The 23,874-nt window shown below is 54.8% G+C and carries 15 protein-coding genes, 1 tRNA gene and 1 pseudogene; 6 read left to right on the top strand and 11 right to left on the bottom strand.

What is annotated here, in order from left to right; all coding sequences use genetic code 11:
* Entirely contained in the window at positions 1-1,107 is a 1,107-nt protein-coding gene (gene aguA, locus C8K58_RS10465) for an agmatine deiminase (RefSeq protein WP_108573687.1), read from the top strand.
* A gap of 234 nt (positions 1,108-1,341) precedes the next feature.
* Positions 1,342-1,557, top strand: a complete 216-nt coding sequence (locus C8K58_RS10460) for a hypothetical protein (RefSeq protein ID WP_027605123.1) — start codon at positions 1,342-1,344, stop codon at positions 1,555-1,557.
* A gap of 71 nt (positions 1,558-1,628) precedes the next feature.
* Here the strand turns inward: C8K58_RS10460 and C8K58_RS10455 are convergent, their stop codons facing one another.
* Entirely contained in the window at positions 1,629-3,716 is a 2,088-nt protein-coding gene (locus tag C8K58_RS10455; protein WP_027605122.1) for a TonB-dependent siderophore receptor, read from the bottom strand.
* A 408-nt stretch (positions 3,717-4,124) separates the two neighbouring features.
* Here C8K58_RS10455 and C8K58_RS10450 point away from each other — a divergent pair, with 408 nt between their 5' ends.
* Positions 4,125-5,441 (top strand): OprD family porin, encoded by a 1,317-nt coding sequence (locus C8K58_RS10450; RefSeq protein WP_027605121.1) that lies wholly within the window; start codon positions 4,125-4,127, stop codon positions 5,439-5,441.
* A gap of 73 nt (positions 5,442-5,514) precedes the next feature.
* Here C8K58_RS10450 and C8K58_RS10445 read toward each other — a convergent pair whose 3' ends face one another.
* The 6 genes and pseudogenes from C8K58_RS10445 to C8K58_RS10420 form a co-directional block, all read right to left on the bottom strand.
* Positions 5,515-7,644, bottom strand: coding sequence for a M48 family metallopeptidase (locus C8K58_RS10445; protein WP_108573686.1), 2,130 nt, complete (start codon positions 7,642-7,644; stop codon positions 5,515-5,517).
* A gap of 301 nt (positions 7,645-7,945) precedes the next feature.
* Positions 7,946-9,103 carry an AAA family ATPase gene (locus C8K58_RS10440; protein WP_092489264.1) on the bottom strand — a complete coding sequence of 386 codons (1,158 nt, stop codon included), beginning with the start codon at positions 9,101-9,103 and terminating at the stop codon, positions 7,946-7,948.
* A gap of 352 nt (positions 9,104-9,455) precedes the next feature.
* Positions 9,456-11,879, bottom strand: coding sequence for a TonB-dependent siderophore receptor (locus C8K58_RS10435; RefSeq protein WP_108573685.1), 2,424 nt, complete (start codon positions 11,877-11,879; stop codon positions 9,456-9,458).
* 98 nt (positions 11,880-11,977) lie between these two features.
* The gene (locus C8K58_RS10430; RefSeq protein WP_092358683.1) at positions 11,978-12,940 is read right to left on the bottom strand and encodes a FecR domain-containing protein; all 963 of its coding nucleotides are present in this window, start codon (positions 12,938-12,940) and stop codon (positions 11,978-11,980) included.
* The gene (locus C8K58_RS10425) at positions 12,937-13,443 is read right to left on the bottom strand and encodes a sigma-70 family RNA polymerase sigma factor (protein ID WP_092358685.1); all 507 of its coding nucleotides are present in this window, start codon (positions 13,441-13,443) and stop codon (positions 12,937-12,939) included. The genes C8K58_RS10430 and C8K58_RS10425 overlap by 4 nt, the downstream gene beginning before the upstream one ends.
* A gap of 364 nt (positions 13,444-13,807) precedes the next feature.
* A pseudogene (locus C8K58_RS10420) lies at positions 13,808-14,023 on the bottom strand (CopG family ribbon-helix-helix protein); the annotation flags it as partial.
* A gap of 484 nt (positions 14,024-14,507) precedes the next feature.
* On the opposite strand from C8K58_RS10420, the gene C8K58_RS10415 reads away from it, so the two are divergent.
* A complete protein-coding gene (locus C8K58_RS10415) occupies positions 14,508-17,573 on the top strand; it encodes a DEAD/DEAH box helicase (RefSeq protein WP_158277073.1) in 3,066 nt (1,021 codons plus the stop codon).
* 185 nt (positions 17,574-17,758) lie between these two features.
* Positions 17,759-18,172 carry a hypothetical protein gene (locus C8K58_RS32230; protein ID WP_133822111.1) on the top strand — a complete coding sequence of 138 codons (414 nt, stop codon included), beginning with the start codon at positions 17,759-17,761 and terminating at the stop codon, positions 18,170-18,172.
* A gap of 292 nt (positions 18,173-18,464) precedes the next feature.
* Here C8K58_RS32230 and C8K58_RS10410 read toward each other — a convergent pair whose 3' ends face one another.
* From C8K58_RS10410 to C8K58_RS10385, 4 genes are all read right to left on the bottom strand, one after another.
* The gene (locus C8K58_RS10410; RefSeq protein WP_108573684.1) at positions 18,465-19,331 is read right to left on the bottom strand and encodes a hypothetical protein; all 867 of its coding nucleotides are present in this window, start codon (positions 19,329-19,331) and stop codon (positions 18,465-18,467) included.
* A gap of 327 nt (positions 19,332-19,658) precedes the next feature.
* Complete coding sequence (locus C8K58_RS10400; protein ID WP_108573683.1) at positions 19,659-20,639, bottom strand: integrase domain-containing protein; 981 nt, start codon at positions 20,637-20,639, stop codon at positions 19,659-19,661.
* 912 nt (positions 20,640-21,551) lie between these two features.
* The gene (locus tag C8K58_RS10390) at positions 21,552-22,874 is read right to left on the bottom strand and encodes an integrase arm-type DNA-binding domain-containing protein (protein ID WP_108573681.1); all 1,323 of its coding nucleotides are present in this window, start codon (positions 22,872-22,874) and stop codon (positions 21,552-21,554) included.
* Positions 22,875-23,045: 171 nt separating this feature from the next.
* Positions 23,046-23,121 (bottom strand) — tRNA-Thr (locus C8K58_RS10385).
* A gap of 188 nt (positions 23,122-23,309) precedes the next feature.
* Here C8K58_RS10385 and C8K58_RS10380 point away from each other — a divergent pair.
* Positions 23,310-23,720 carry a hypothetical protein gene (locus C8K58_RS10380; protein WP_108573680.1) on the top strand — a complete coding sequence of 137 codons (411 nt, stop codon included), beginning with the start codon at positions 23,310-23,312 and terminating at the stop codon, positions 23,718-23,720.
* Positions 23,721-23,874 lie beyond the last annotated feature (154 nt).

Raw genomic sequence — 23,874 nt, 5'->3', positions numbered from 1 at the left:
ATGACCACCCTGCACAGCACCCCCCGCGCCGATGGCTTCCATATGCCCGCCGAATGGGCGCCACAGACCCAAACCTGGATGGTGTGGCCCGAGCGCCCGGACAACTGGCGCCTGGGCGGCAAGCCCGCGCAGGCGGCTCACGTGGCGGTGGCCAAGGCCATCGCACGGTTTGAGCCGGTGACCGTGGCGGTTTCTGCCGGCCAGTACGAAAACGCCCGCGCCCGCCTGGACCTGCCGAATATCCGTGTGGTGGAAATGTCCAGCGATGACGCCTGGGTGCGCGATACCGGCCCGACGTTCGTGATCAACGACCGTGGCGAAGTGCGCGGCGTGAACTGGGATTTCAACGCCTGGGGCGGCTTTGACGGTGGCCTGTACTCGCCGTGGAACCGCGACTCGCAGGTGGGCGGCAAGATCCTCGAAATCGAGCGCGCGCCGCGTTACCGCACAGAGGGTTTCGTGCTGGAAGGCGGCTCGATCCACGTCGACGGCGAAGGCACCCTGATTACCACCGAGGAATGCCTGCTCAACCGCAACCGTAATCCGCACCTCGACCGTGCCGAAATCGAAGCGGTGCTCAGCGCCAACCTGGCTGTGGATAAGATCATCTGGCTGCCGGACGGCCTGTTCAACGACGAAACCGACGGCCATGTGGATAACTTCTGCTGCTACGTGCGCCCAGGCGAAGTATTGCTGGCCTGGACCGACGACCCGCAAGACCCGAACTACGCGCGTTGCCAAGCCGCCATGGCCGTCCTGCAAAGCAGCACCGACGCCCGGGGGCGCTCGTTCACGGTGCATAAAATGCCGATCCCGGGGCCGTTGTATGCCACTGAGGAAGAGTGCGCAGGGGTCGATCCGGTGGACGGCACACAGGAACGTAATCCGACCGTGCGGTTGGCGGGTTCCTACGTCAACTTCCTGATCGTCAACGGCGGCATCATCGCGCCAAGTTTCGACGACCCGTTGGACGCTGAAGCCAAGGCTATCCTGCAGGACCTGTTCCCGCAGCACGAAGTGGTGATGGTGCCGGGCCGTGAACTGTTACTGGGTGGCGGTAATATCCATTGCCTGACCCAACAACAGCCGGCCCCGCATAAAAACTGAGTGCAGTTGTAACAACGCCTTTCCGGCAACCGGGCGTCCCTCGGTTTCGGTCTCTACAGCAAGCCCACGGCCCAGCACGGTCGTGGGCTTTTTTGTGTCCGCCCACCTATAAACACGCGACATTGGCATAGCTCTTGTATCGGTGTTGCCCCAGTGTCCCAGGGTGATGACCGCACAGTTCTGTCATAAACCTTGAGTAAGTTAGCCGCTCACGCAGCAGGAGAGAGCGCCGAAATGAATGCCAATATCAACCCGATGTACACGCGCACCTTCCACCCTTCGCGGGTTGACGGTGACGCGATCCATGCGCTGGGGCTCTGGTTGAAGGAAAACGGCTCGCGACAAGCCAGGCAGCAGCCGGATTTGCGCAGTGTGATGAGTGAACGCTACCCGGTGGGGTTGTTCAGCGAGGCTGAAATGCACGCGTTGTGCGAGTTGATGAGTAACTAACGAAATAGCCTTGGCTTCATCGCAGCTGCCTCGCTTGCGCTCGGCAGCTGCGATAAGAAGGGGGTTTACGTTTAGAAGCTATAAGTGCCCGTCACCACCAGGTTACGCGGCTCGCCCGGCTGAATCTGCGCCACACTGGTCGCCGATTCGTAGTAGGTCTTGTCGGCGATATTGTTCAGCGCCGCGCGCACATCCCATTCTTTCTGCCGGAACCCGACCAACGCGTCCCAACTGCCATAACCCGGCAGCACCACGGTGTTGAGGCTGTCGGCATAACGGTCGCCGACCAGGGTCAAACCGGTTTCCGCGTACCAGCCCATCTCCGGTTTCCAGGTGATGAACAGGCTTGCATTGCGCTTGGCCACGTCGCTGACGCGCTTGCCTTCAAAGCCGTTGTTGTCCTTCTCGACCTTGGCATCCTGCAGGCCGACACCACCGCGTACAGACCAGTTGCCGACGATCTTGCCGGTGGCTGTCAGCTCCACGCCGCGCGAGCGCTGCAGGCCGCTGAGCAGGGTAATGGTGCGGTCCAGCGGGTCGCTGGTGCGGCGGTTGTAGAGTTCCAGTTCGTACACCGCCAGGGTGGTGCTCAGGCGATCGTCGAGCCAGTCGCTTTTTACGCCGATCTCTTTTTGCTTGGTCAGCTCGGGGCTCAGGTCGTTGACGCTGCCGGCGGCGTTCGGGGTGATGCCGATCAGGCCGCCACCGGCCGGTGAGAAGGTCTTGCTCCACGAGGCATAGAACGAGTGGTGTTCCAGGGGCGTCCACACCAGGCCAAAGCGCGGGCTGGTGCTGTGGCTTTTGACGTCTTGTCGGGTATTGAGCAGTTTGTTTTTGGTGTCCACTTCGAAACGGTCGTAACGCAGGCCGGCCAGCACTTGCCACTGGTCGTTCAGACGCAGTTGGTCTTGCACATACAGGGCGCGGCTTTCGACTTCGGTGTGGTTGTTACTCGATACGCTCATGCGCCCGGTGTGGCTCAGGCGACGGTTGGGCTGGTTGAGGTCCAGGGCTGGCACGGCCTGGCCACCGCGGTTCACAGCAGTGGCGGTGTACAGCTTTGGATCGCGGCGCTGGCTGCCCAGCTCCACGCCGGTGAGCAGGCGGTGTTCCAGGCCGAAGGTGCTGAAGCCTCCTTCCAGCTCGACGTTGTTGAAGACGTTGAGGGTGGTCAGGTCTTGCTGCCAGCGTTGGCGCGTCACCCGATTGGTCGAGGCAACATAGGCGGTCTGGTAGGTGTTGTCGAAATCGCTGTCGAGCTTGAACACGCCGAGGGTCTGGCGCAGTTGCCAGTTGTCGTTGAGTTCGTAGGCCAGCTTGGAGCGCAGGGACTGGGTCTTGTCGTCGATGTAATCGCGGCTGTCGCCGTAGGTGGTGCTGCGACTGACGTCGGCGGGGCGGCCGTTGACGCCGGGGATGCCGCGATCCGGCGTGCGGTTGTAGCGGCTGTATTCGTATTGCACCAGCCAGTTCAGATCCGGTGTGAGCTGCCAGCTCATGGACGGTGCGAACAGTTGGCGATTGCCGCTGACGCCGTCGCGGAAGCTGTTGTTGTCCTGGTTGCCCATGTTCAGACGCAGGCTGATGTTGTCGGTGGGGTCGGTGCTCAGGTCGGCATACACACTGCGCAAATCGTTGCTGCCGCCCTGGGCCTCGATGCTCGACTTGCGCCCGGCCGTTGGCAGTTTGCTCACGCGGTTGACGATCCCGCCCTGGCCGCCTCGCCCGTAAAGCACGGCTGCCGGGCCTTTGAGCACTTCGATGCGCTCGATGTTGTGCAGGTCGCGCACGTACTGGCTGTCGTCGCGAATGCCATCGAGGTAGAAGTCGTTGCTCGCGTCGAAGCCACGGATGCGCAGACTGTCGAAGCGCGTGTCGGCGCCGCTGCTGACGTTGGGGATGCCGCTCAAGGCCTGGCCCAGGTCGTTGGTGCCGTAGGCGCGCAGGCTTTCGGTCTTCACCGAGTCGATGGCCTGGGGCACATACCGTACCGGTGTGGCGGTGCGGGTCGCGGTGCTGGTTTCCTTGACGCGCGGGTCGTCTTCGTCAGCTTCGGCGCTGATCGAGGTTTCGGGCAAGGTGGTGGCGGCACAGGCAAAACCGGCAGACAGCAGAACAGAAAGCCCAAGGGTCATGGGCGTCAGGCGAAGGGCAGGCATGGTGGAATGCATCCAAAGGGTTTGGCAGGAAAAAGCACGCTAATGGTAATGCTTTGCATTTGCGTGCGTTATCCATTACCAAACGTATCGGCTTTGAAATATGTTACGAGATGTGTTTCGTGGGTCGTTAAAGACAGAATCTGGTCGTTTTCAGAAAGGCAGTAGGCCTTTGCTTAGAATTATTTCGCCTAAATACAGACGATTCACGAAATTGACACATAGTTCAACGCGCGACTAGGATTGCGCCCAACGCCTGTGGCTAACAGCCATGACTCATCCAATAAGAAAAGGCCCGCGGCATGTTCAGTCGTCCGCGGGCCTTCTTTTTTCGGAAAAGTCGACACCAGAAAAGCGACATGGAGCCTGGTGTCATCGCGCGTACTCAACCCGTAATAAGGAATACAAAAAATGTTGAAGCAACGGATGAGTCTGATCGCTCTGGGGATTTTGAGCGCATCGACAGCAATGGCAAACGACCAGGAGCAATCCAAGGGTTTCGTTGAAGACAGCCACCTGAACATCGCAGCCCGTAACGCCTACATCAGCCGCGACTACAAAAACGGCAAGCAAGACAAAGCCGAATGGGGCCAAGGCTTCATCGGCAAGTTCGAGTCCGGCTTCACCCAAGGCACCGTCGGTGTGGGTGTGGATGTGATTGGCCAATATGCTATCCGTCTGGACGGTGGCCAAGGTCGCGCCGGCGCGGGGGGGATCGACTTCTTCAAGCAGGGTAATGGCACCACCAATCCAGATGGCTCGGCAAACCCTGGCTCGGCACCACACGACCTGGCCAAAGGCGGCGCAGCGGTCAAGTTCCGCGTTTCCAACACGGTGCTCAAGTACGGTGATCAGTTCCCTAACGTTCCGGTCCTGGCCTACGACAACTCCCGTCTGCTGTCCGAAACGTTCACGGGTACGTCGATCGTCTCCAAAGAGATCGCCGGCCTGCAACTCGACGCCGGTCACTTCACCAAGGAAGCTCGCAAGAGCGCCGAAGGTACCGACAGCGGCCGTCTGAAAAGCATCGACTACGTCGGTGGCAGCTACAAATTCACCGAAAACCTGTCGGCCGCGCTGTACGCCTCCGACATGCAAGACGTGCTGAAGAAGCAATACGTCAACGTCAACTACGTGCTGGCCCTGCCAGAGAAACAGTCGCTGACCTTTGACTTCAATGGCTACAAAACCAAGCTGGACAAGAGCTTCGCCCTGGAAAACCAAGGCAGCGAAGACGCTCGCGACAACAAGATCTGGAGCCTGGGCGCCACATGGGCTGTCGGCCCGCACAGCTTCACCGTCGCTCACCAGCGCAGCACGGGCGACACCGGTTACCTGTACGGCGGCTACCGCAACGCTGGCGGCATCGGCGACGGCGGCAACACCATCCTGCTGGCCAACTCCTACTGGTCCGACTTCAACGGCAAGGACGAGCGCTCCTGGCAAGCCGGCTACGGCCTGGACTTCAGCACCTTCGGCGTGCCTGGCCTGACCTACAACGTGGCCTACGTGCGCGGCACCAACATTGACGACGGTTCCAACCGTGGCAATGGCACCGAGCGCGAGATCTTCAACCAGTTCAAATACGTCGTCCAAAGCGGCCCGGCCAAAGACCTGAGCCTGCGTGCTCGTGCGTCCTGGTTGCGCGTTTCCAGCAATGCCGACAAGTACAACGTAGGCGGTAACGAAATCCGTCTGTTCGCCGACTATCCGATCAACGTTTTCTAAGTGATCGCACCTCGCGCCTGATTCCAGGCGATAAAAAACCCCGACTGGTTCGGGGTTTTTTTATGGGTGTGCATCAGTCCTCGCGGCTCTGCAAAATCTTGCGCGCCAACGCCGCATTCTTGTAGTCGAGCATCAAGGACAACCCCTCATAAGGTTCGATCTTTTTATTGTCGATACACAGCTGTGCCATCAGCAGCAGCACCTGGCGTTTCTTCTTGTTGACCCGCACGCCGGGTACACCGAACGCGGTCTTGCGCATTGCCGGTAACGGCGCCTCGGGCGTCAGTTGAACGGTTACCCAGATGCCCTGGACAAACTGCAACGTGATCTCCTCGATATGTTCGATGGGCAGCGGTTGCGCCAGGTTATTGAACACAAAATGCTCCGGTGTCAGGCGCAACGCGGTCTGCGGCGCGCGCTTGAATCGACGGATGCCCAGCCACAGCAGGCCCAGCCCGATAAGGCCCAGGCACGCGCCCGCGCCGACTGCCGACAGCGGCGTGCCTTTCAAACGCTCCGGGGCGAGCCAGACTCGACTCAGGATAAACAGGGCCGCCAGCACAAAGGGCAGGCCCGACACCGCCATCAGCACCCCGCGCCATTGGCCGCCTTCATGCAGGCTGCGCTCACCCTCGGCCGAAGCGGCCAAGGTTTCCAGCAGCTGGGTGTGCGCGCTGTTCTCCGACACCGCCACGTCCATCACGTCGCGAGACAGCTGCTCGCGCACTGCCTGGGGGGCACTGAAATAGGCATCCATCTGCGCATTCGCTACGTCGCTATCCACCTCGCGGGTGGCGCTGCGCAGGGTATCGTCCAGTGGCACGTGCAGCGCCTGCAGGCGTTCGCCATTGGAGGGGTGGGAGTCGGTGGGATGGGGTTGATGAATCTCCAGGGCTTCGGCTGATGGTTGCAATTCACACTCACGCAAGCTCGCGAATACGGCGTCGGGCAGATCGGTAGCCGCGCCTGCTTCACACAACGCCAACAAGGCATCCTCAACGTGCGGCTGCACCACCGACACCCGCAACAACGCCGAAGCCGCCGCCGCAGGGCCCGCCAACTGCGCGCCGGCAGCGTCCGCCAGCAATTCACGCTCACGGCTCCAGTGGTTCACCGCGTCATCAAAGCGCTGCATGAAAAACACACCGAACATGAACGACGGCCGCATCAGCCGTCCCTGGATAAAATCGCTGGTCAGCATCGTGTTCAATAGCGCTTCGAGGCTGCGATTGACCCCATCGTAGATCGGTAAAAAGCGCAGGCTGTATTCCGTGTCCTGCCCCACAAAGTGCGCCAGCTCATGGCCGATCACCGCGCTGATTTCTTCACGGCTCAGCAGGCCCAGATACAGCAACGGCACATGCAAGGTGCGCCCCTGCAGCAAAGTATTCGCCGGTTGCACAGTGGCCGCGCTGGAGGTCACGTAAAAGCCCTGGGCCAGGCTCACCACGATGTGGTCCGGTGGCAGCGCGCCGAGCCTCTCCGCCAATTCGTCCACATGGCGCCACAACCCTGGAGCCTGCACGGGCGTCACCACCTGGCCGAACATCTCCAGCGGCTCGGGCTTGAACATCCCCAGCATAGGGCGCAGCTGTCTGAGCAACTGCCAGATCGAATACACACAGAACGCCGCGATCACCCCCAGCACCGCCATCAGCTTGACTTCGCCACTGCCCAGCCGGCCGATATGCCACATCCCCAAGCCTTCGAAACTCAACGCCAACGCGACGGCCGCCGCCACCGCCACCACATGGCCCACCAGCACATAGGGCAACAGGCGGCTGCCCAGGGAGAACGCCTGCAATAACCTCTCCCGTGAGTGCCGTGCCCGCCGCCCGGCCCAGTACGTACCCGCCAATGCAGCCGCACCAATCAACGCCGCCGACAGACCCAAGCCCATCACCCACGGCGCCAGGACCCGCATTGCACGGTTCACGCGGTGGGCAATGGGCAGCTCGGCTTCGATTTTTTCCAGACGCGAGAGGGCCGTTTGCACGCTGATTTTTTCATCGACCAGGGCGACCATCGCCGTCGGCTCCTTCGCCGCCAGCGCTTGGAGTTGCTGTTTAGCGGTAGTCACCGTGACGTGGTAATCGACCAGCGCCGTGGTGGTTTCGTCAGCACGCTGACGCTCCCAGCCACCGAGGGCGGCCAGCAGCAGCGGGAAAACGATGAGGAGGCAGATCAGTTTGAGGGCGTTCATGGGAGTCCGTTCACGACGCAGGGATGTTCAGGTTTATACCGAAAAAAACGCCCCTGGGTATCTACACCACTCTCAAATGCGGGCACACAACTCTGTGGTGAGCGGGCTTGCCCCGCGCCGGGCTGCGCAGCAGCCCCAATAAAGGCACTGAGATTTTACTAAGCGCCTGGTTTTGGGGCCGCTTCACAGCCCTACTTACAGCCCGGTATTCCCAGGCGATTCCAACACCTTCACCACATCATCAATAGCGGACCTACAAAGTCCAAGCATGTGACTAAGGTGGAAAATTTATTGCTTGTCCCTACCGCCCCTCAATCAACGCACGCTCCTCCAACCAAATCTCCTGAACAAACTGATCCGTAATCGCATAAATCCCATGCCCTCGCCGCATGATGATGTTCTCCGCCACCAGCGCAATCACCACGGGTTGAATCTCTTCAACCCGCACTTCGCGACCTACCGTCTTTGAATATTCCGCAGCTGCATCGGTAGAGAAAATCCCCCGAGCATCGCCTTCCGTAGCCGCGATCTTGTTGAAAATCGCCTGAGCCAGGCTGCCCAGCTGTTCGACTTTTTCAAGCTCAATACTTGCCGCCGCTGAGCGTAAGGTGCTGGCAATCACGGGGAGGAAAAGATCAGGATCACCGCCCTGTTGCAGTAGCTGACGCAATGCCTTGAGCATTTCCTCAGGTCGATTGCCCAGGGTATTGAAGGCTTCGACAGCGGCTTCAAGTGAGGGGAGCTTTTCCTTCTTCACCGTCATTGCCAGTCGGTTGAGCAGGAATTCAACGTAGTCACCCTTTAGCAGTGGATACGCGGCCGATGTCGCGCCGGAAAACGCTTGGTTGCGTTTGGCGGTCAGCTCGCTTACCTGGGCTCTGTGGGAGCCTGTGCCGATAAAGAGGAAGTAGCCCGGCGTATTCGGGCGCGGGTTGATTGCATCACGAGCAGCCTTGAGGGCCAGGAGCAGTTGGTTGCCATCGTCGGAGGAAATGGCATGTTGCACCTCGTCGATGATCAACACGAGATCGGTCTTCGCTTGGTCGACGACCTCTGCGAGTGCTTGCGCTAATGTGGGGCCGTCGGCGTTGCCGATGCTGTCGAGTTTGAAACCGAACTTGAATCCTGCTGCGCCCAGATCGACATTGCTGACTCGCTTGAGCGTTTCCAGGATTGAAGAGCCCGGCGTTTGCAGTTCTTTCAGGGTCTTGTGGATGGCGTTGTGCACGAGCGTTGCCGGGTTGGCCAGCGTATCGCTCCATAGGTCGACGTAAATCACCAGGGCGCCTGCTGCTTCCAGGGCTGGGATAAGGTCGTTGCGCAGGAAGGTCGTTTTACCTGTACGGCGCAGGCCAGACAGAAAAAGACCTGAGCGTAGACCTTCATCTAATACGCCTGGATTGAGAAGCTGGTTTGCCATCGATTCAGCCAGTTCAGGGCGCTGAAATATGCTGCTCATGCAATTATCCCTTTTTATGGATACGCCATAATTATTGCCAATACATAATTTAGCATAAAGGATGAAATCCGGAGCTTTGGCGCGAAAAGAGGTGATTCAACAGGAGGGGAGGTGAGGCGTGGAGGGGATGATCGAGGATGAATATATGGTAAACCTCCTGAATTCGAACGTTGTCGATCATCCCTTCCGTAGAGAATAGGCAGGAATCCGCCAAAAGCTGCCGTGGCAGCAGGCTGCCGAAAGCAGTCCGCTGTCAACGCCCTCTATCGGCCGACGCTGTTGAAATATCGAGTACGAAAGCGGTTTTGTCTGGCAATTGCGCTACGTGCCGATCCGGTCGCCAAGGGGGTGCTTACCAGTTGTAACTCACCGATCCGGTCACATTTCGGCGATACCCGTATTTGCAGCTGTCGCCGGTGTAACCACACTGGGAGACATAGGTTTCGTCGGTCAGGTTGGACGCATTGAGCGCCAGCTTCGCCCCTGCATAGGATGAAGACAGCTTGCCCAGGTCGTAGCTCAGGCTGGCGTCAAACAGCGTGTAGTGGGGAATGCCTTCGCTGTTTTGCGAGTCGATATAGCTCTTGCCGACATAGCGTACTCCTCCCCCTATCGCCAAGCCCGATAGCGCGCCGCCCTGAATGGTGTATTGCGACCAGAGCGAGGCCAGTTGTTCAGGGGTATTGCCAGGTTGATTGCCTTTCTCATCGGCCGTATTGCTGCGGGTAATTTCAAGGTGTGAATAGCTGTAGTTGGCCATCAACTCCAGCGCATCGGACACCTGCGCCTTGCTTTCCAGTTCGATACCGCGCGACTGGATTTCTCCGGTCGCCACCGAGAAACGATTGTTGGCAGGATCGGCAGTCAGTACGTTTTGCCGCGTCAGGTCGAACAGCGAGACGGTCACGTAGCTGTCACTGCCCTTGGGTTGGAATTTGATCCCGACTTCATACTGGCGACCGGTTTCGGGTTCGAACGCACTGCCGTCACGCGCCACCGCCGTGATGTTAGGGAAAAACGACTCCGAATAGCTCGCGTAGGGCGCCAGGCCGTTGTCTGCCAGGTACATCACACCGGTCCGCCACGTGAAGGCGTGATCGCGCTGCTTGAGGTCTGCCGCCGTATCGGTGGCGTAATGGACCGTTTTCGAGCGTGCCCAGTCTTGGCGACCGCCCAGGTTGAAGACCCAATGCTCGTCGAATTTGAGCTGTTCCGAGAGATACACACCCGCCTGGTCTAGCTGACGACGCTGGTTGATGTCGTAAAAAGCGTCCAGGTCGCTGTAATCCTGGTGATAGACCGGTGCATACACATCCAGGGGATCAACCACGTTGCCACCCCCCAACTGGTTGGTACTGGCGTGTTGCAAATCGATACCGACCAGCGTTGTATGTTCGAAACGGCCGGCGTTCCACTGGGCCTGGAAGTGGTTATCGAGCAGGGCATTCTTCACCTTTTCGTGGCCCAGATAACCGAAGCGGCCCACGGTGCGCTGGTCGTCATCCAGGCCGTACTGGTAAATCGTGCGCTGTTCCTGATAGGAGCGGCTGTAACGGGCGTTCTGGCGGAATGTCCAGATATCATTGAGGTGATGTTCAAACTGATACCCCAGTGACCACTGTTCTACATCGTACTTGTCGAAGTCAGGGTCGCCGACAAAACGATCCGTAGCGATCCGTCCGTAACGCGAGCTGTCGAGGGTGCCTATCCGCGGCAACGCGTAGTAGCCCAGCACATTGCGGTCTTTTTGAAAGGACGCCAGCACCGTCAGCGAGGTGTCGTCCGAGGGGCGCCAACTGATTGCCGGGGCGATGAATTGACGGTCATCACGGGCGTAGTCGATTTGCGTACCGCTGTCTCGCCACAGCCCGGTGAGCCGATAAGTCAAGACGCCGTCCTCGCTAAGCGGTCCGCCGAAGTCCGCAGCCAATTGCTTGCGATCAAAACTGCCTGCCTGCGCCACCAGTTCATGCAGCGGCTCATCGGTGGGACGCTTGCTGATCACGTTGACCATGCCGCCCGGCGAGCTTTGCCCGTAGAGCACCGACGATGGCCCGCGCAGTACTTCCACGCGCTCCAGCCCATAGACTTCACCCACGGCACGGCTCTGGTTGGCAAAGCTGTACTGGCGCAGGCCATCGCGATAGATACCACCGCCAGTCGTCGCGTCAAAGCCACGAATACTAATCGTGTCGCGCCGGGTATCGACACCGTTGGCTTCACCATTGACCCCGGCGGTGTAGCGCAGCACCTGCCCGATGCTTTGCGGCTGCTGGGCATCGATCTGCTTACGGGTGACCACGCTGATCGATTGCGGCGTTTCCATGATCGACGTATCGGTCTTGTTGGCACTCATGGTCCGGCTGGCGACCAGGCCATCGTTGCGGCCCAACGAGGTGTCGTATGCGGTGCCACTGATCGCAGTCGGCGCTAACTCCAACACGTCGCCGTTGCTCGGTACCAGCAGCAGGCTACCGTCGTCCTGGCGCTCATAGGTCAGCCCCGAGCCGAGCAAGAGCTGCGCCAGGCCGGCCTCAGTACTGAAATTGCCTTGCAGCCCCTGGGTTTTCTTGCCAGCCGTCAGCGTTGAGCTGCCCGCCATGGTAATCCCTGCCTGTGCGCCGAAACGTGACAGCGCAGAATCCAGGGGGCCAGCGTCGATGCTGTAATGCTGCGAACTACCCGCGGCAAAGACTGGAAGGCCGCAAAGCGGTTGCACGCTGAGCAACAACAGCCCAAGCGTACGGGCACGCAGGGCGCGGGAAGGTGAAGTCATACGGGGCTCCTAAGGGGTCAAGACCCACCTCTGGCGGGTGGGTGATCCCTATAGGCCAAGCGAGTACGAAAAAACTATCGTGCAGCGGAAAAAATATTTCAGGCGGGCACGATCGAGACCCAATACCGCGTCATGCGCTCGATACGCACCGGCAGCGTGCGCGCTACCAGGGTCAAGGCTGCGTCGGTGTCATCCAGCGAAAAACTGCCTGTGAGGCGTAACCCTGAGACTTGCTCATGACAACGTAAAACACCGGGACGATAACGCGAGAGTTCCGCCACCAAGGCATCCAGGCGCAGGCGATCCGCCGGCAGAATCCCGCGCAGCCAGGCCTGGGCGACCAGCAGGTCGGGGCGGCTCGGTACGCCGATACCCAGGCGGTCCACCCGTGCCTGCCATCCGGCCTCAAGTGAAGAGGACGTTGGCTGGCCGCGTGAGTGCACCTGCACCTGGCCGCCCACGACGGTGACCTGCGTGCCCTGCCGGTCATGGCGCACCTGCAACTGCGCATCGCGGCTCTGCAGGATCGCGTCCGGCGTGATCAACTGCAGCGGGCGCGATTCTGCTCGCACATTCAAGGCCAGCTCGCCCTCTATCATCTGGATGCGCCGCACCTGGTCATTAAAATCCAGGTTCACCGCACTGGCCGTGTTCAGCCATAGCGAGCTGCCATCAACCAGGGTCCACTGGTGACGCTCGCCTGTTCCTGTGCGGTGGTTCGCCAGCGCGGCGCGCACTGGCGTGGACCCCGCGCCTTGCCAGGCAACGGTGCCAACCGCACCAAGGACCAACAGGCGCTTGAGTAACTGCCGACGTTTCTGCATGTCCGGCCCAGCCGACGCCAGTGCCCTGCGCGCGGTGGCATCGCGCAAGAGATTCGCTCCGGGCTGCTGCAACAGCGGCAAGCTGGCGACACGTTGCCAGGCCTGCTCATGCTCATCGCTCGCCTCGCGCCAACACCGCAATGCCTCCAGATCAGGCGCACTCATAAGCCCGGACTGCGTCCTGACAAGCCAATCAATGGCGATATCGCGCACCTGCGGATTAATCTCGGCCCTCATTCGAAACGGCTCGCATAGCAAACACTGAATGCCTTGCCCATGGCCCGTTGCACTTGAGCCACAGTCAAACCCAACTGCGCAGCGATCTGCGGATACGTCAGGCCGTCGAGCTGAGACATGAAGAAAATCTGCCGTATGCGCTCAGAGAGCCCAATCAGCAGCGAGTCGAGCTGCAACAAGGTTTCGATCACCAGATACCGGTCCTCGGGTGACGATTCCCCGCCTTCGGGGCGAGCAGCCAACGCTTCAAGATAAGCCCGCTCGATCTCCTGGCGGCGCCAGCGATTGACCAGCAGTCCATTGGCAATCGCCGCGAGAAACGCCATGGGCTGGCGCAACTCGCACACCTGCTGGGGGGCGCGCAGCACACGGATGAACGTGTCGTGGGCCAGATCCTCGGCGTCGGCACTGTGCCCCAACCGCCGGTTCAGCCAGCCCTGCAGCCAGCCGTGATGATTCTCGTACAACTGTTCGACGGACGATGTTGGGCTGGCATCCTGCATGTGAGGCTCGCACTGCGTGAATGATAATGTTTCTCATCGTATTGATCGGGCGCATGGTTGTACAGTGTTTACACCTGTTTGATGGGGTGGAATTCTCCGTCCATATTCCTGACGGCCTTTGAATTACCCTGGCCGGGTTTGTTTTCTTGCAGTTGCCGATATTCATTCAAACGCCAAATAGCACAAAGCCCCGAGTTACGGGGCTTGGTGCTGTGGTGCGCTTCGCGGTCACCTTGCAAACTAGAGGTTGCTCGATACGGATACGCAGTGATAACCAGCTCCCGGCAATCGAGTACTGGAGACGCTTTCCCTGCATGAGGGAACGCTCCAGCATTCCCAGGCTGTTGAGAATGTGGAAGACGGCTGCCTCCCCCAATTCCCAATCAGTGGCGTTGCCGGCATCAGTATCTGCAATGTCTTCCTGCACGGCTTTAAATGCCAGCACTCAGCGGTCACGTAGCGGCTCAAAGCCCGCTGCTGGGGGGTATTGACGATCTCGGTCGGTCGCCCGCGCCAGTTGATCCAACTCGCTGACAAGTTCGGGCTTTACTCGGAAAGACAGAACGGGAGAGGCTGCCATTAACGTTGTTCCACACGTGTTCTGTATGCGCTGTGTACATGGTATGCGGACGTTATGCTTCGGCTGGTAGTCGGCCACCAATAGCGGTTTGTCGGTTTGGGGAAGGATTTACAGGCGAGCGACTGGGTTGTATTAACCCAGAAACAACAAAGCCCTCACATTTCTGTGAGGGCTTTGTTTTGTATGGTGCGGCACCAGGAGTCGAACCTATACCTAACTATCTGTAAATAAAGTTTTTTATAGGCGGCTAGTCTTGGATATACCCCTAAATCTACCTCTAGCTAGGTGAAGACGCACGCATCTGACTTTTTGAGCCCTCCTGATGAAAATTAGCGATATTCGTTTAATTTGCAGAAGCGAATTGCATTGAAGGGAGGGCTGGTAGTGAATAGTCAAAAATATGTGGGTGTAGTAGCTTTGTGCCGGTATGCTTTCCGACTCAGCTAACTATCCCGGTGCTGAGCGTAGGGTATGGAGATCAGAAATGGAGTTCGGGGCTGTAGAAGTTAACGACGACCTTTGGAATGTCCTTCGTAAAGGCCAGAAAAATGCGCTTGAGCTGGCATTCGATTACCTTAACCAACCAGAAATTCGCCATTCATGCTTGGTAAGCATGCCCACCGGGGGTGGTAAAACAGGAGTGATTTCTGTTCTAGCCCACTTTGGGCAACAGCAGAAAATATTAGTTATTTGCCATCGTTCGGCGGTACGGGAGCAACTGGTTAAGCAGCTTTCAGGGGAGTTTTTCACTGATAGACTGCCTGAATATGATATTGAATTGAAAACAGTAATTGATGGTGTGGCACTTACTGAAGATAAAAGTATAAATGTTACTACTTTTCAGATGTTGTCGTCGCTATCTGAGGTGGCTTTAAGTGCGTTAGTTGAGGCTGTGGATCTGGTAATTGTGGATGAGGGACATTCCGAGCCGTCCCCAATCTGGAGTGAAATATCACGGTCATTTAGAGCCCATAAAGTCATAATAACTGCTACGCCATATAGAAACGATTTATTTAAATTTGATGTTGCTCCCGAATGGAGCTATGTTTATACATACAAACATGCGCTTGAAGACAATGTTCTCTGTGAGCCGGTTTGGGAGTCTATGGCTTATGAAAGACTGCTTCCGCGTGTAAAAGAACTTTTAGAGCAACAGCCTAATACCAAGTGTATTGTAAAATGCGAAAATGTTGAAGCTATAGAGTTATACGCCGAATTATTTTCTCCGGAGTTTTCTGTATTGGCTGTCCACCAACAGTTTTCAGGCGATGCAAGAGAGAACTTTAAATCTACAGTTCCTAGGTCACTTAAAAACTCCAGTTATGATGTGATTATTCATCAGAGAAAACTTGATGAAGGTATAGATATTCCACAAGCAAAAATTCTGGTTCTGACATATGCTGTCCGTAGTGGTCGAGAGCTTGTGCAAACAGTCGGGCGGGTTGTTCGGGCACATCGGAATTATGATGCGTTTACGTTGGAAATAAACTCGAACTCCAACTCGAGCTTGTGGAGAAATTTCCTAGATTTTGATGAGTATATTAGTGTTCGCGATAATTGTGTTTCGTTCTTAAAGTCACTTGATACATCAATGCTCCTAAAGAGGTATCTTGATGCCTTCCCTGATGTAAGTTATTTTGACTCAGGCTTTAGGAAGAAATTTGATATTGATAATTTCGATGTGGAACAAAGCTTAACTATTCCTCTGGCATCTCTCTGTTTTATAAAGAAGACGCCTGCTTTTACGATGGCTAAATTTATAGATGCCTTATATTGGAAGCTCACTATGGCTGGTGAGCTTGTCGTAATTCGAGAGTCTCTAGGTTTTTCAATTGCTCTAAGCATAAGTTTTAGTAATTCAAGGTTTTTAAAGGATTCTTTATTTTTTGAGCCGGCGCTTCAAGTTGTAATTTGTAGAGAGCTTGGTGACCTATTCGTTGTTTATGATAGTAGAGGCGTTAACTATTCGAGTGAAGCTGAAATTGGTCTTGGCGGTGTAATTTCACTGGAGGAAATTCTATCCCTCGGAGCAAGAACTGACCGCATTAGAACCAAGTCGGCCACAAGTATGGCCATAGGCGAAGCTAGGCGGCGTCCAGAAGGAGTCTCATGGCGAGGACGTAATCTCGAAGATATTCACTCGGCGCAGTCCAACGCCTCCTATGCACTGTCAACACTTATGGTTGATAATCTATCGCAGAATGGTGTTGCACAAAGTAGCTATTACCTCGGTGTAGGATCTGGACGAATTTCTGATCAGAAGAATAGGAACCTAAGTCTGCGCGGATTAGCTGCGTGGATAGATGATGTTGTAGATGTGATAAATAGCGGAAGGGTCGTCGAAAGTAATTTAATAAATTCTTTCGCGAAGCCCGTTGCTAACCCTCCGGAGTGTGAGCCTGCAAGCATCATTCTTGATTTTTGTGATTTTTCCGATCCTCTGATGTTTGCGTTAAATGGGCAGGAGTTTAATTTAATTAATGATATTATTTATCTAGAGTATGTGTCTGGCTCTAATAGTTTTGTTTATCGGGCGGAACTAGGGGATGTGCATATCTATTTGTCATATGACATAAATACACACGCACCTAGACTTGTTTTAGATAGTAACTACAGGCTTCTTAATCAACAGATATCTGATTCCGGGCAGGAGTTTTTCTCTGGACAGTCGATGACGGAAGTGTTTACTGCTGGATTGCAGAGGATTCTGTATATAAATTCATCAGCGTTCTACCAAGGACGATATTATAAATTTAGACTACCACTTGAGGCAGGATTTGACTTAGATAAATCCGCCATAGGTCGCTCAATTATAAAGGTAAACGAGTTACTTTCGCCCGGAATGGATGAAAAAGGAGGTTCCGCTGGGTTGGTACAAAACGCTTTTCTACCTAATTCCGTGTTTTTTTTAATAGACAAAATTCGAAATGTAAATGACTCTAATATGCGTGTGGCTGAATATGGTCCATTTTTCTCGCATATACCTGATATTGATTATTTGCTCTGCACTGATTTAAATACAGAGCCTGCAGATTTTATTGCCAGTTCTGAAACAAAGTTGGTATTTATACATGTTAAGTGTGGAGATACTTTGCAGCCGCGATCCTCAGCGGGTGCAATTGCAGAAGTAGGTGGGCAAGCAATAAAAAATATGGAGGTTTTGATAAGTCCTAATAAGGATCTTAAGTTTGGGAATCATCGATTGCTAGGCGCTCCGTGGCGATTAGATCTAACTCACCCAGACCTCCTAAAGCGAGTGCGGCTGATTCATAAGGAAGCCCCCGACGCTTATATGGCGAGATTAGGGGTGGGTTATGAGACTGTGGTTGATGAAGCGTGGCGCGTGTTTACTGAACGAAGAAATTCTTTACGGGTGGAAAAAGAAATTTGGATTGTGATCGGAAACGCTTTTTCTCGGACTCATTTTTCTAATCAAGTGAGTCGCGGTAATGAATGCATACATGAAAGTCTTCAGGCATTCCAGTTGCTAGACTCATGGACAGCAACTTCGGCAAATAATGATGTGGCATTCAAGGTGTTCGTTTCCTAGGGGCTTTTTTTATGAGTGGTACTCATTGATTGAGAGGTTCAGTGAGGGCAAGTTTGGTTTTGTGAATCTTGTAGTACCTAAGGGGAGTTAGTTATTTATAGCATGGTAAGATTTACTCGAAAACAAATCTGAAGTTTTGCCGCACTGTTTTTATAATGATTGTAGTTTGATGTCGGGGTAAACCAATGCAACTGGTTTGGGAAAAGTTTACATACGATACACTCGAAGATGCTAAGCGTCAGTGCTTCTGTTTGTACGTATTCCACCATCCTCAAGATGGAGATAGGCCTTTTTATATAGGTAAAGCTAAGAGTTTCGGTACAAGTCAAAGTTCTGGTTATACAGCTTCTGCTAGGTATAACAGTGGATATATGCACTTGATTGCTGGAATGTTGCGATCTGATTTTTCACTCTACATTGCACATATCGGAGAAGCTGCATTCAAGGATGTAGAGGCATACGAACAAGAACTTATTTATCAATGGGGGTCGGTGCGGAAACAAAAAATTAAGCCGAATCGTAAATCTGTGACTACTGTAAAACCATGGGCTACAAGTGACAGTTCGCTCAATGCTATGCCAAAAAGCGATATGCCTTAATCTCGCTATTAATTTTACTTTAGCAATGGAGAAATCAATTTAAGTATCCAGGGTGGCCAATAATCTCCCCCGAACTGTACCGACTTGGTAAAAGTAAAGTGACAAGATATTTGGTATGTTTTAGGCAGTTCAATGGGTTTAAGTTTGCATGGGTTGTAAGCGCTCTCTCTCTCTCTACTCGACCAAAGGCGAACGGTGTGTTGATCAGTCATGGCTATGTAAAGCATTACTAATCAACGTGGATGATATTTCTTGAATATTTGAATATTTGAATATTTGAATATTTGAATATTTATAACAAGTCTTTTCTATACATAAGTATGGTGAGAATTAAGAGGGTCATAATTTGATAAAACAATTTAATGTGGTTGTTGTGTTCGTTTCTCTCTGCATAGTTGGCAGCGCAGGTTCTATATGTCTCATGTATGGTGTCGAAGTCATTTATGTATTTTTGGAAATCAGAAATTGGGTCTTTGTTGTTGAATCTAACATATAGATATGGATCTTTCATAAGCTCGATCAATAGCCTGACCTTTTCTGCCGCTGCTTCAGTATCAAACTTTCCGTTTTCGAGATGATCAGGTTTAGCTTTACGAATTTTTTCGTCAAAGTTTAATATGTTTTCTTTAATGGAACTTAATTTATCTATTAGCGGAGCTATCTCTTTTGCAGAAGTATTGAAGTTGGAAAACTGATCGCTGGGAACGCAAGTATTATATCCAATGCTCTTAGACATTCGTACAATATCGGTACCCATTTCTTGAAGCGCTAATAGAATTTCTTTTGATCCCGCTACGTCGTAGAGCTGAACGATCTCTCGATGATACTCAAGAAGTGTATGTATATAGGCTGTGTCAATTGTTCGTTTTGTATTTTCAATGTTTAACTTCTCATAATACTGGTTGGTGCGTATACTTTTTAACAGTTCAGTTAATTTGTATTCGAAGTCCGCTCGTGGTCTGTAGAGTTCCATCTCTCTATATTGTATTTTGTCATTTTCTGGGAAAATAACTTTATCCAAAAAAATCTGAATTATAGATGTTGCGCAGATCCAGGCACATAAAATAATTTTTTTGTTCATGGTGACTTTTAAAGGAGTAATGTTGATTGCTGGCCGGTTGTAATTTGTTGTTGAGTTTTTCGCTTTTAATTGGTGCATCAGAGCTTAGCATGACTTCTCCAGAGTAAGCATCGTCCCAAGAAATTTCGTATGGTTATTTCGGTAACCGCCACCCTTTTTTTAACCGAGATACGATCAAACGAGCGGTCAGTACGTAATAATAATGGGTGGAGGTTGACTTATTATTCGCGCTGTTGTTTAGGAACCATATAAGGTGCTTTCGTTGCCATATCCACGGGTTTTCCAGGTTCCAGCGATTAACAATTGTCGTTTGGATTATCTTTGCCTGCCGAAGGTGACGTTGACGTGTGGTATACGATCCAGTCAGTACGCTCGCCAGGAACAGTTCCATATCAAATGTTTTGCTCATGCTCGACCACCAATGTAAGCCGAAACCACGTCGATACGACCGTGACCAAGTTCGTAGCTGATTTGTACTCGGGCCAACTGATCGAGGTGTTGGTTGAGTTGGTAGCAATTACCACCGTTGATGGGCGCGAGGTGATCAGTGATTTCCTCGTAGCGTTCGCACGCATAAGCCGCCCGCAGCTCATGAAAGCCTCTGAGTTCATGCGTGTGGAGGAGGTCTCGAGCGGGACGGACGGTGCTCGTTAGGAAGTCTAGGTAGCTTTCGTTCGGGGCCAATAGGTTGCGGCTACCTTTTGGCGAAACTTGATGGGCGAATGCCAGTGCCTCGCGGATCTTATTGCTTACCGTAATCCAGCGAGAGGCTGATGCGCCCGAACGACCGCCTTTGGTGCCGTCCTGGATGTTGATCCTGCCGAGTTGTTTGGCCTCACGTTGCAGCCGGGGCAGGTTTGCTAAATTGGCCTCACGTAAACGCATCCTGGTTTCGCGTGCCAACTGCACGATGGCAGCGACTCGTGGCTGCTGATGTTCACATAGCACTTCAACGATCCGTTTCACTTGTGCGCGGTCTTGGCCTTGAGGTACTTCACTGCGGATACCGGAGCGCTGCATTCCCAGCGCCTTACTTGGACTTGGCGCTCTCATATACTGATCACCGCGAAGCGCAGCCAGGGTCCGGTTCACGCTGGACAACCGGTTTTGCGCGGTGGCGATGCCTATAGCGCCTTGTTCAACTTGCTGACGCAGATGTCCGGCGTAGTCCAGCAAGGTCTGCCGATCTATCTGCCGCGCATCGTTAAACCCTGGCCCATCCTTCGACCGACACCACCGCACAAATGCCTGCCACCGATCACTGTGCGCTTTGACCGTGCCGTAATGCCCGCCGCCAAAAAGATCACGTAATGCTTGTGGCCCCGCATAGCTCAGCTGCCGACCATAGCCAAAATTGCGCCCGTCTCGCCTTCCTACCAATGCCATGAGCAAACTCCTCTCGAAGCCAAAACTTTTAAAACTTTCCCCACGTCATCCCGCCAAGAATGCTGAGTGTTATCAGGGATCAAGGCCCCTGCGACCTGTGAGGGTTGTCCACTAACGCGGGACTGGCGGCTCTTTACGACCGGGAGCTTGGGCATCTCATGATCTGGCCTCCTGAACACTTCCGAGGAAGTGGGCGGGTGGTGGCTGCATCGGCTGACGAATCCAACGCCGCGAGATCCTGAGTCAGGTAAAAGCAGTGATGCGATGACCGGGGCATGCCTGACTGTCAGTCAGGTGCAGTCCATTCCCTGGGCTGCGGCACCATCATCTGCGGCGCTGTTGCTGGTGACTTCGGTGTTTGTCACGCCGATTGTCACGAGGGGAAATGCTGCAATGCCTTGTACGAGATGGGCTGCAGCAGCGTTAGGAGCGCCCGTCTCTTTCCGGAAGAAAGAGACGGGCGCAGGTTGGCGCAATGAAGTGGCCAAGCGGATAGGTTGCTGCAGGGCAGCTATGAAAGGGAATGAGTTGCCGCAGTGGGCACGCTGGTAAAAGTAGGCATCCATCACATCGCTGTGACCGTGCGAGCCGCCGGACGCTAATCGCACTTTGGGAGAACCACCACGGTGTGGCGTAGCCTTAAAGGTTCTGGCTACCTGGGGTTGCTGTCAACGACAGCGCTTTGCCCGATCTTTTCTACGCCTGTGGATAATTCGGGTCAAGGCTTGAGTTCTCGGGAATTCTGCGGCTGTGGATGAAATTATCCACCGGTGGAAATCTGTGGTTTTCCACAGACAGTTGCGTGGGCTTTAGATTTTTTAAGTGAGGTCCATCCAAGCAGGGCGGCTTTGCAGCCCTGTTTGGATGGACCCGCGTGGACAAGCGGATCACTGAGATATGAAGACCGAACGCTTACTCGGTTGCGCCACGTTTTGCTTTTAGGCGAGTGACGTTCGCTCCGGTCTGGTTCGCGAACTCGTGTGGAGTGACATGCTCCTGCCGGTTGGCCTCTAGGTACCGGCTCCACCAGTTCATGATCAGCCTGCGCTCCTCAATGAACTCGGCCTTGTGGATGTAAGCGGCGCGGACGTTATTCCGCTCCTTGTGGCTCATCTGCCTTTCAATGGCTGTCTCGGACCACAGCCCTGACTCAATCAGCGCGCTACAGGCCATCGACCGAAACCCATGCCCGCAGATTTCGGTTTTGGTGTCATAGCCCATTTTTCTGAGTGCGCTGTTCACCGTGTTTTCAGACATGGGTTTCCAGGGCTTGGCGTCGCCTGCAAACACCAGGCCGAATTTGCCGGTGAGGACGTGGATCTGTTCAAGCAGAACCACGGCTTGCGGCGATAAGGGTACAAGGTGGATGTCCCCGGCCATCTTCGTTCCCCTTGTTGAAAAGGGTACTCCGTCCAACGCGGGTCGAGTGTCCGGTATCTCCCAGGTGCCGCGCTTGAGGTCGAACTCGCTCCAGCGGGCGAAGCGCAGTTCGCTGGAGCGGACGAACACATGCAGCGAGAGCATGACCGTCAGCCGGGTAAGTGCGCGGCCTCTGTAGGTGTCGATGCGCTCCTGCAATTCAGGCAGACGCGATAAGGGTAAAGCAGGGCGGTGAATCACCCTCGGGGCTTTGATCAAACCTTCAAGGTCGGAGGCAGGATTTGCCGCGATCTGTCGAGCACGTTTCGCCTCGCGCATGATGCTTTGCAGGTAGTTTTGTACCCTTAAAGCGACGTCAATCGTGCCGCGTTTCTGGATCGCTTCCAGAGGTTGCATCAGGTCATGGGTGTCCAGATCGACAATAGAGCGAGCGCCGATCAGCGGGAATACATGGGTTTTGAGGCGGCTCAGGACCGTCTTAGCATGGCCCGGTGCCCATTTGGCAGACATCGCTTTGTGCCATTCCAGTGCAGCGCTTTCAAAGGTTCGGCCTTTGATTGCGGCCTGCGTCTTGGCTTGATGTTTGGTCTCTATGGGGTCGATGCCTTTCGCCAGCATCCGCTTGACCTCTAGGCGCTTGTTGCGCGCATCGGCGAGGCCGACCACGGGGTAGCTGCCGAACGAGGTCAGTCCTTCGCGTCCATCAGGTTTGACATACCTGAGACGCCAGCCTTTACGGCCATTGGGTTGGACTAGAAGGTAGAGGCCGTCGCCGTCGAAAAGCTTGTAGGCGCGGTCAGTGGGCTTGGCTGAGCGGCAAGCCGAGTCGGAGAGTGGAGCAGTGGTGCGCGACATAAGGGTACTCCCCCTTTATCGAATTACCTTACCCCTAACATTACCCCTAAAACGGCTGGAATCCACCAGATTTTGACGTAACCCGACAGAACCCCAAAACGAAAAAACCCGCCAGAAGGCGGGTTTTTCGGGGGTTCCAGAGATTTTGAAAGCCTTCTCTGGAACCTTGTATGGTGCCGGCACCAGGAGTCGAACCCGGGACCTACTGATTACAAGTCAGTTGCTCTACCAACTGAGCTATACCGGCGTGTTAGGGCGACGATTATAGCGATTGGCAACGTTCTGTAAACCCCTGAATTCTGACTATTTTTGCAGAACCCGAGCTTTTTTCACGAACGCCCCTTTTTCCGGCAAGCACGGGTAGGATTCTTCTCTCGTCGCCGGGCGGCCTGGCCGGTGCGATCTTGAGTTCATCCCTGCCTAAGGAAGCCCCACGTGAAACGGATTCTCTCCCTGTGCCTCATCCTCCTCGCCGCCGCTCTCAGCGCGTGCTCCACTACCAAGCCCGGCAATGACCCCGCGCTGGTCGGTACCTGGAAAGGCCTGCGTTCGGAAGCCGGCAACTGTCAGTTCCTGTCGTGGACCAACCACCTCAAGGCCGATGGCCGTTTCACCATTACCTTCTTTCGCGATGCGCAGCAGACGCAGGTGATTCAGACCGAGCAGGGTTCGTGGTCGGCGGCCGACGGTAAGAACGAGTTGCGCACCGATGGGGTGCGTTCGCCGGATGTGTACGCCTATAAGCTGGTGGATCCGGACACCGTGCATTACGTGAGCATGGCAGCGGCCCCTACCAGTGATTGCCAGGGTGATTATGAATTCACCGAGAGGCGGGTTCATCAATAAGCCTGAGCCAATGCCCGCAGGCTGACGATGGTCAACGCGTTTGCGCTCGTGCTGGGTATCCTCTTGGTTCAATGGGTGGGTTCATTGAGGGTCGAGGAAGTGTCCAGCGGCGTGGGTTTTGCTTAGTTGTGCATAGACGTCGCGGGCGACCGCC

The sequence above is a fragment of the Pseudomonas sp. GV047 genome (genome assembly GCF_003058245.1).
Taxonomy (GTDB): domain Bacteria; phylum Pseudomonadota; class Gammaproteobacteria; order Pseudomonadales; family Pseudomonadaceae; genus Aquipseudomonas; species Aquipseudomonas marginalis.
The sequence above is the reverse complement of the archived record's forward strand: the minus strand, read 5'-3'. Positions and strand labels throughout refer to the sequence as shown.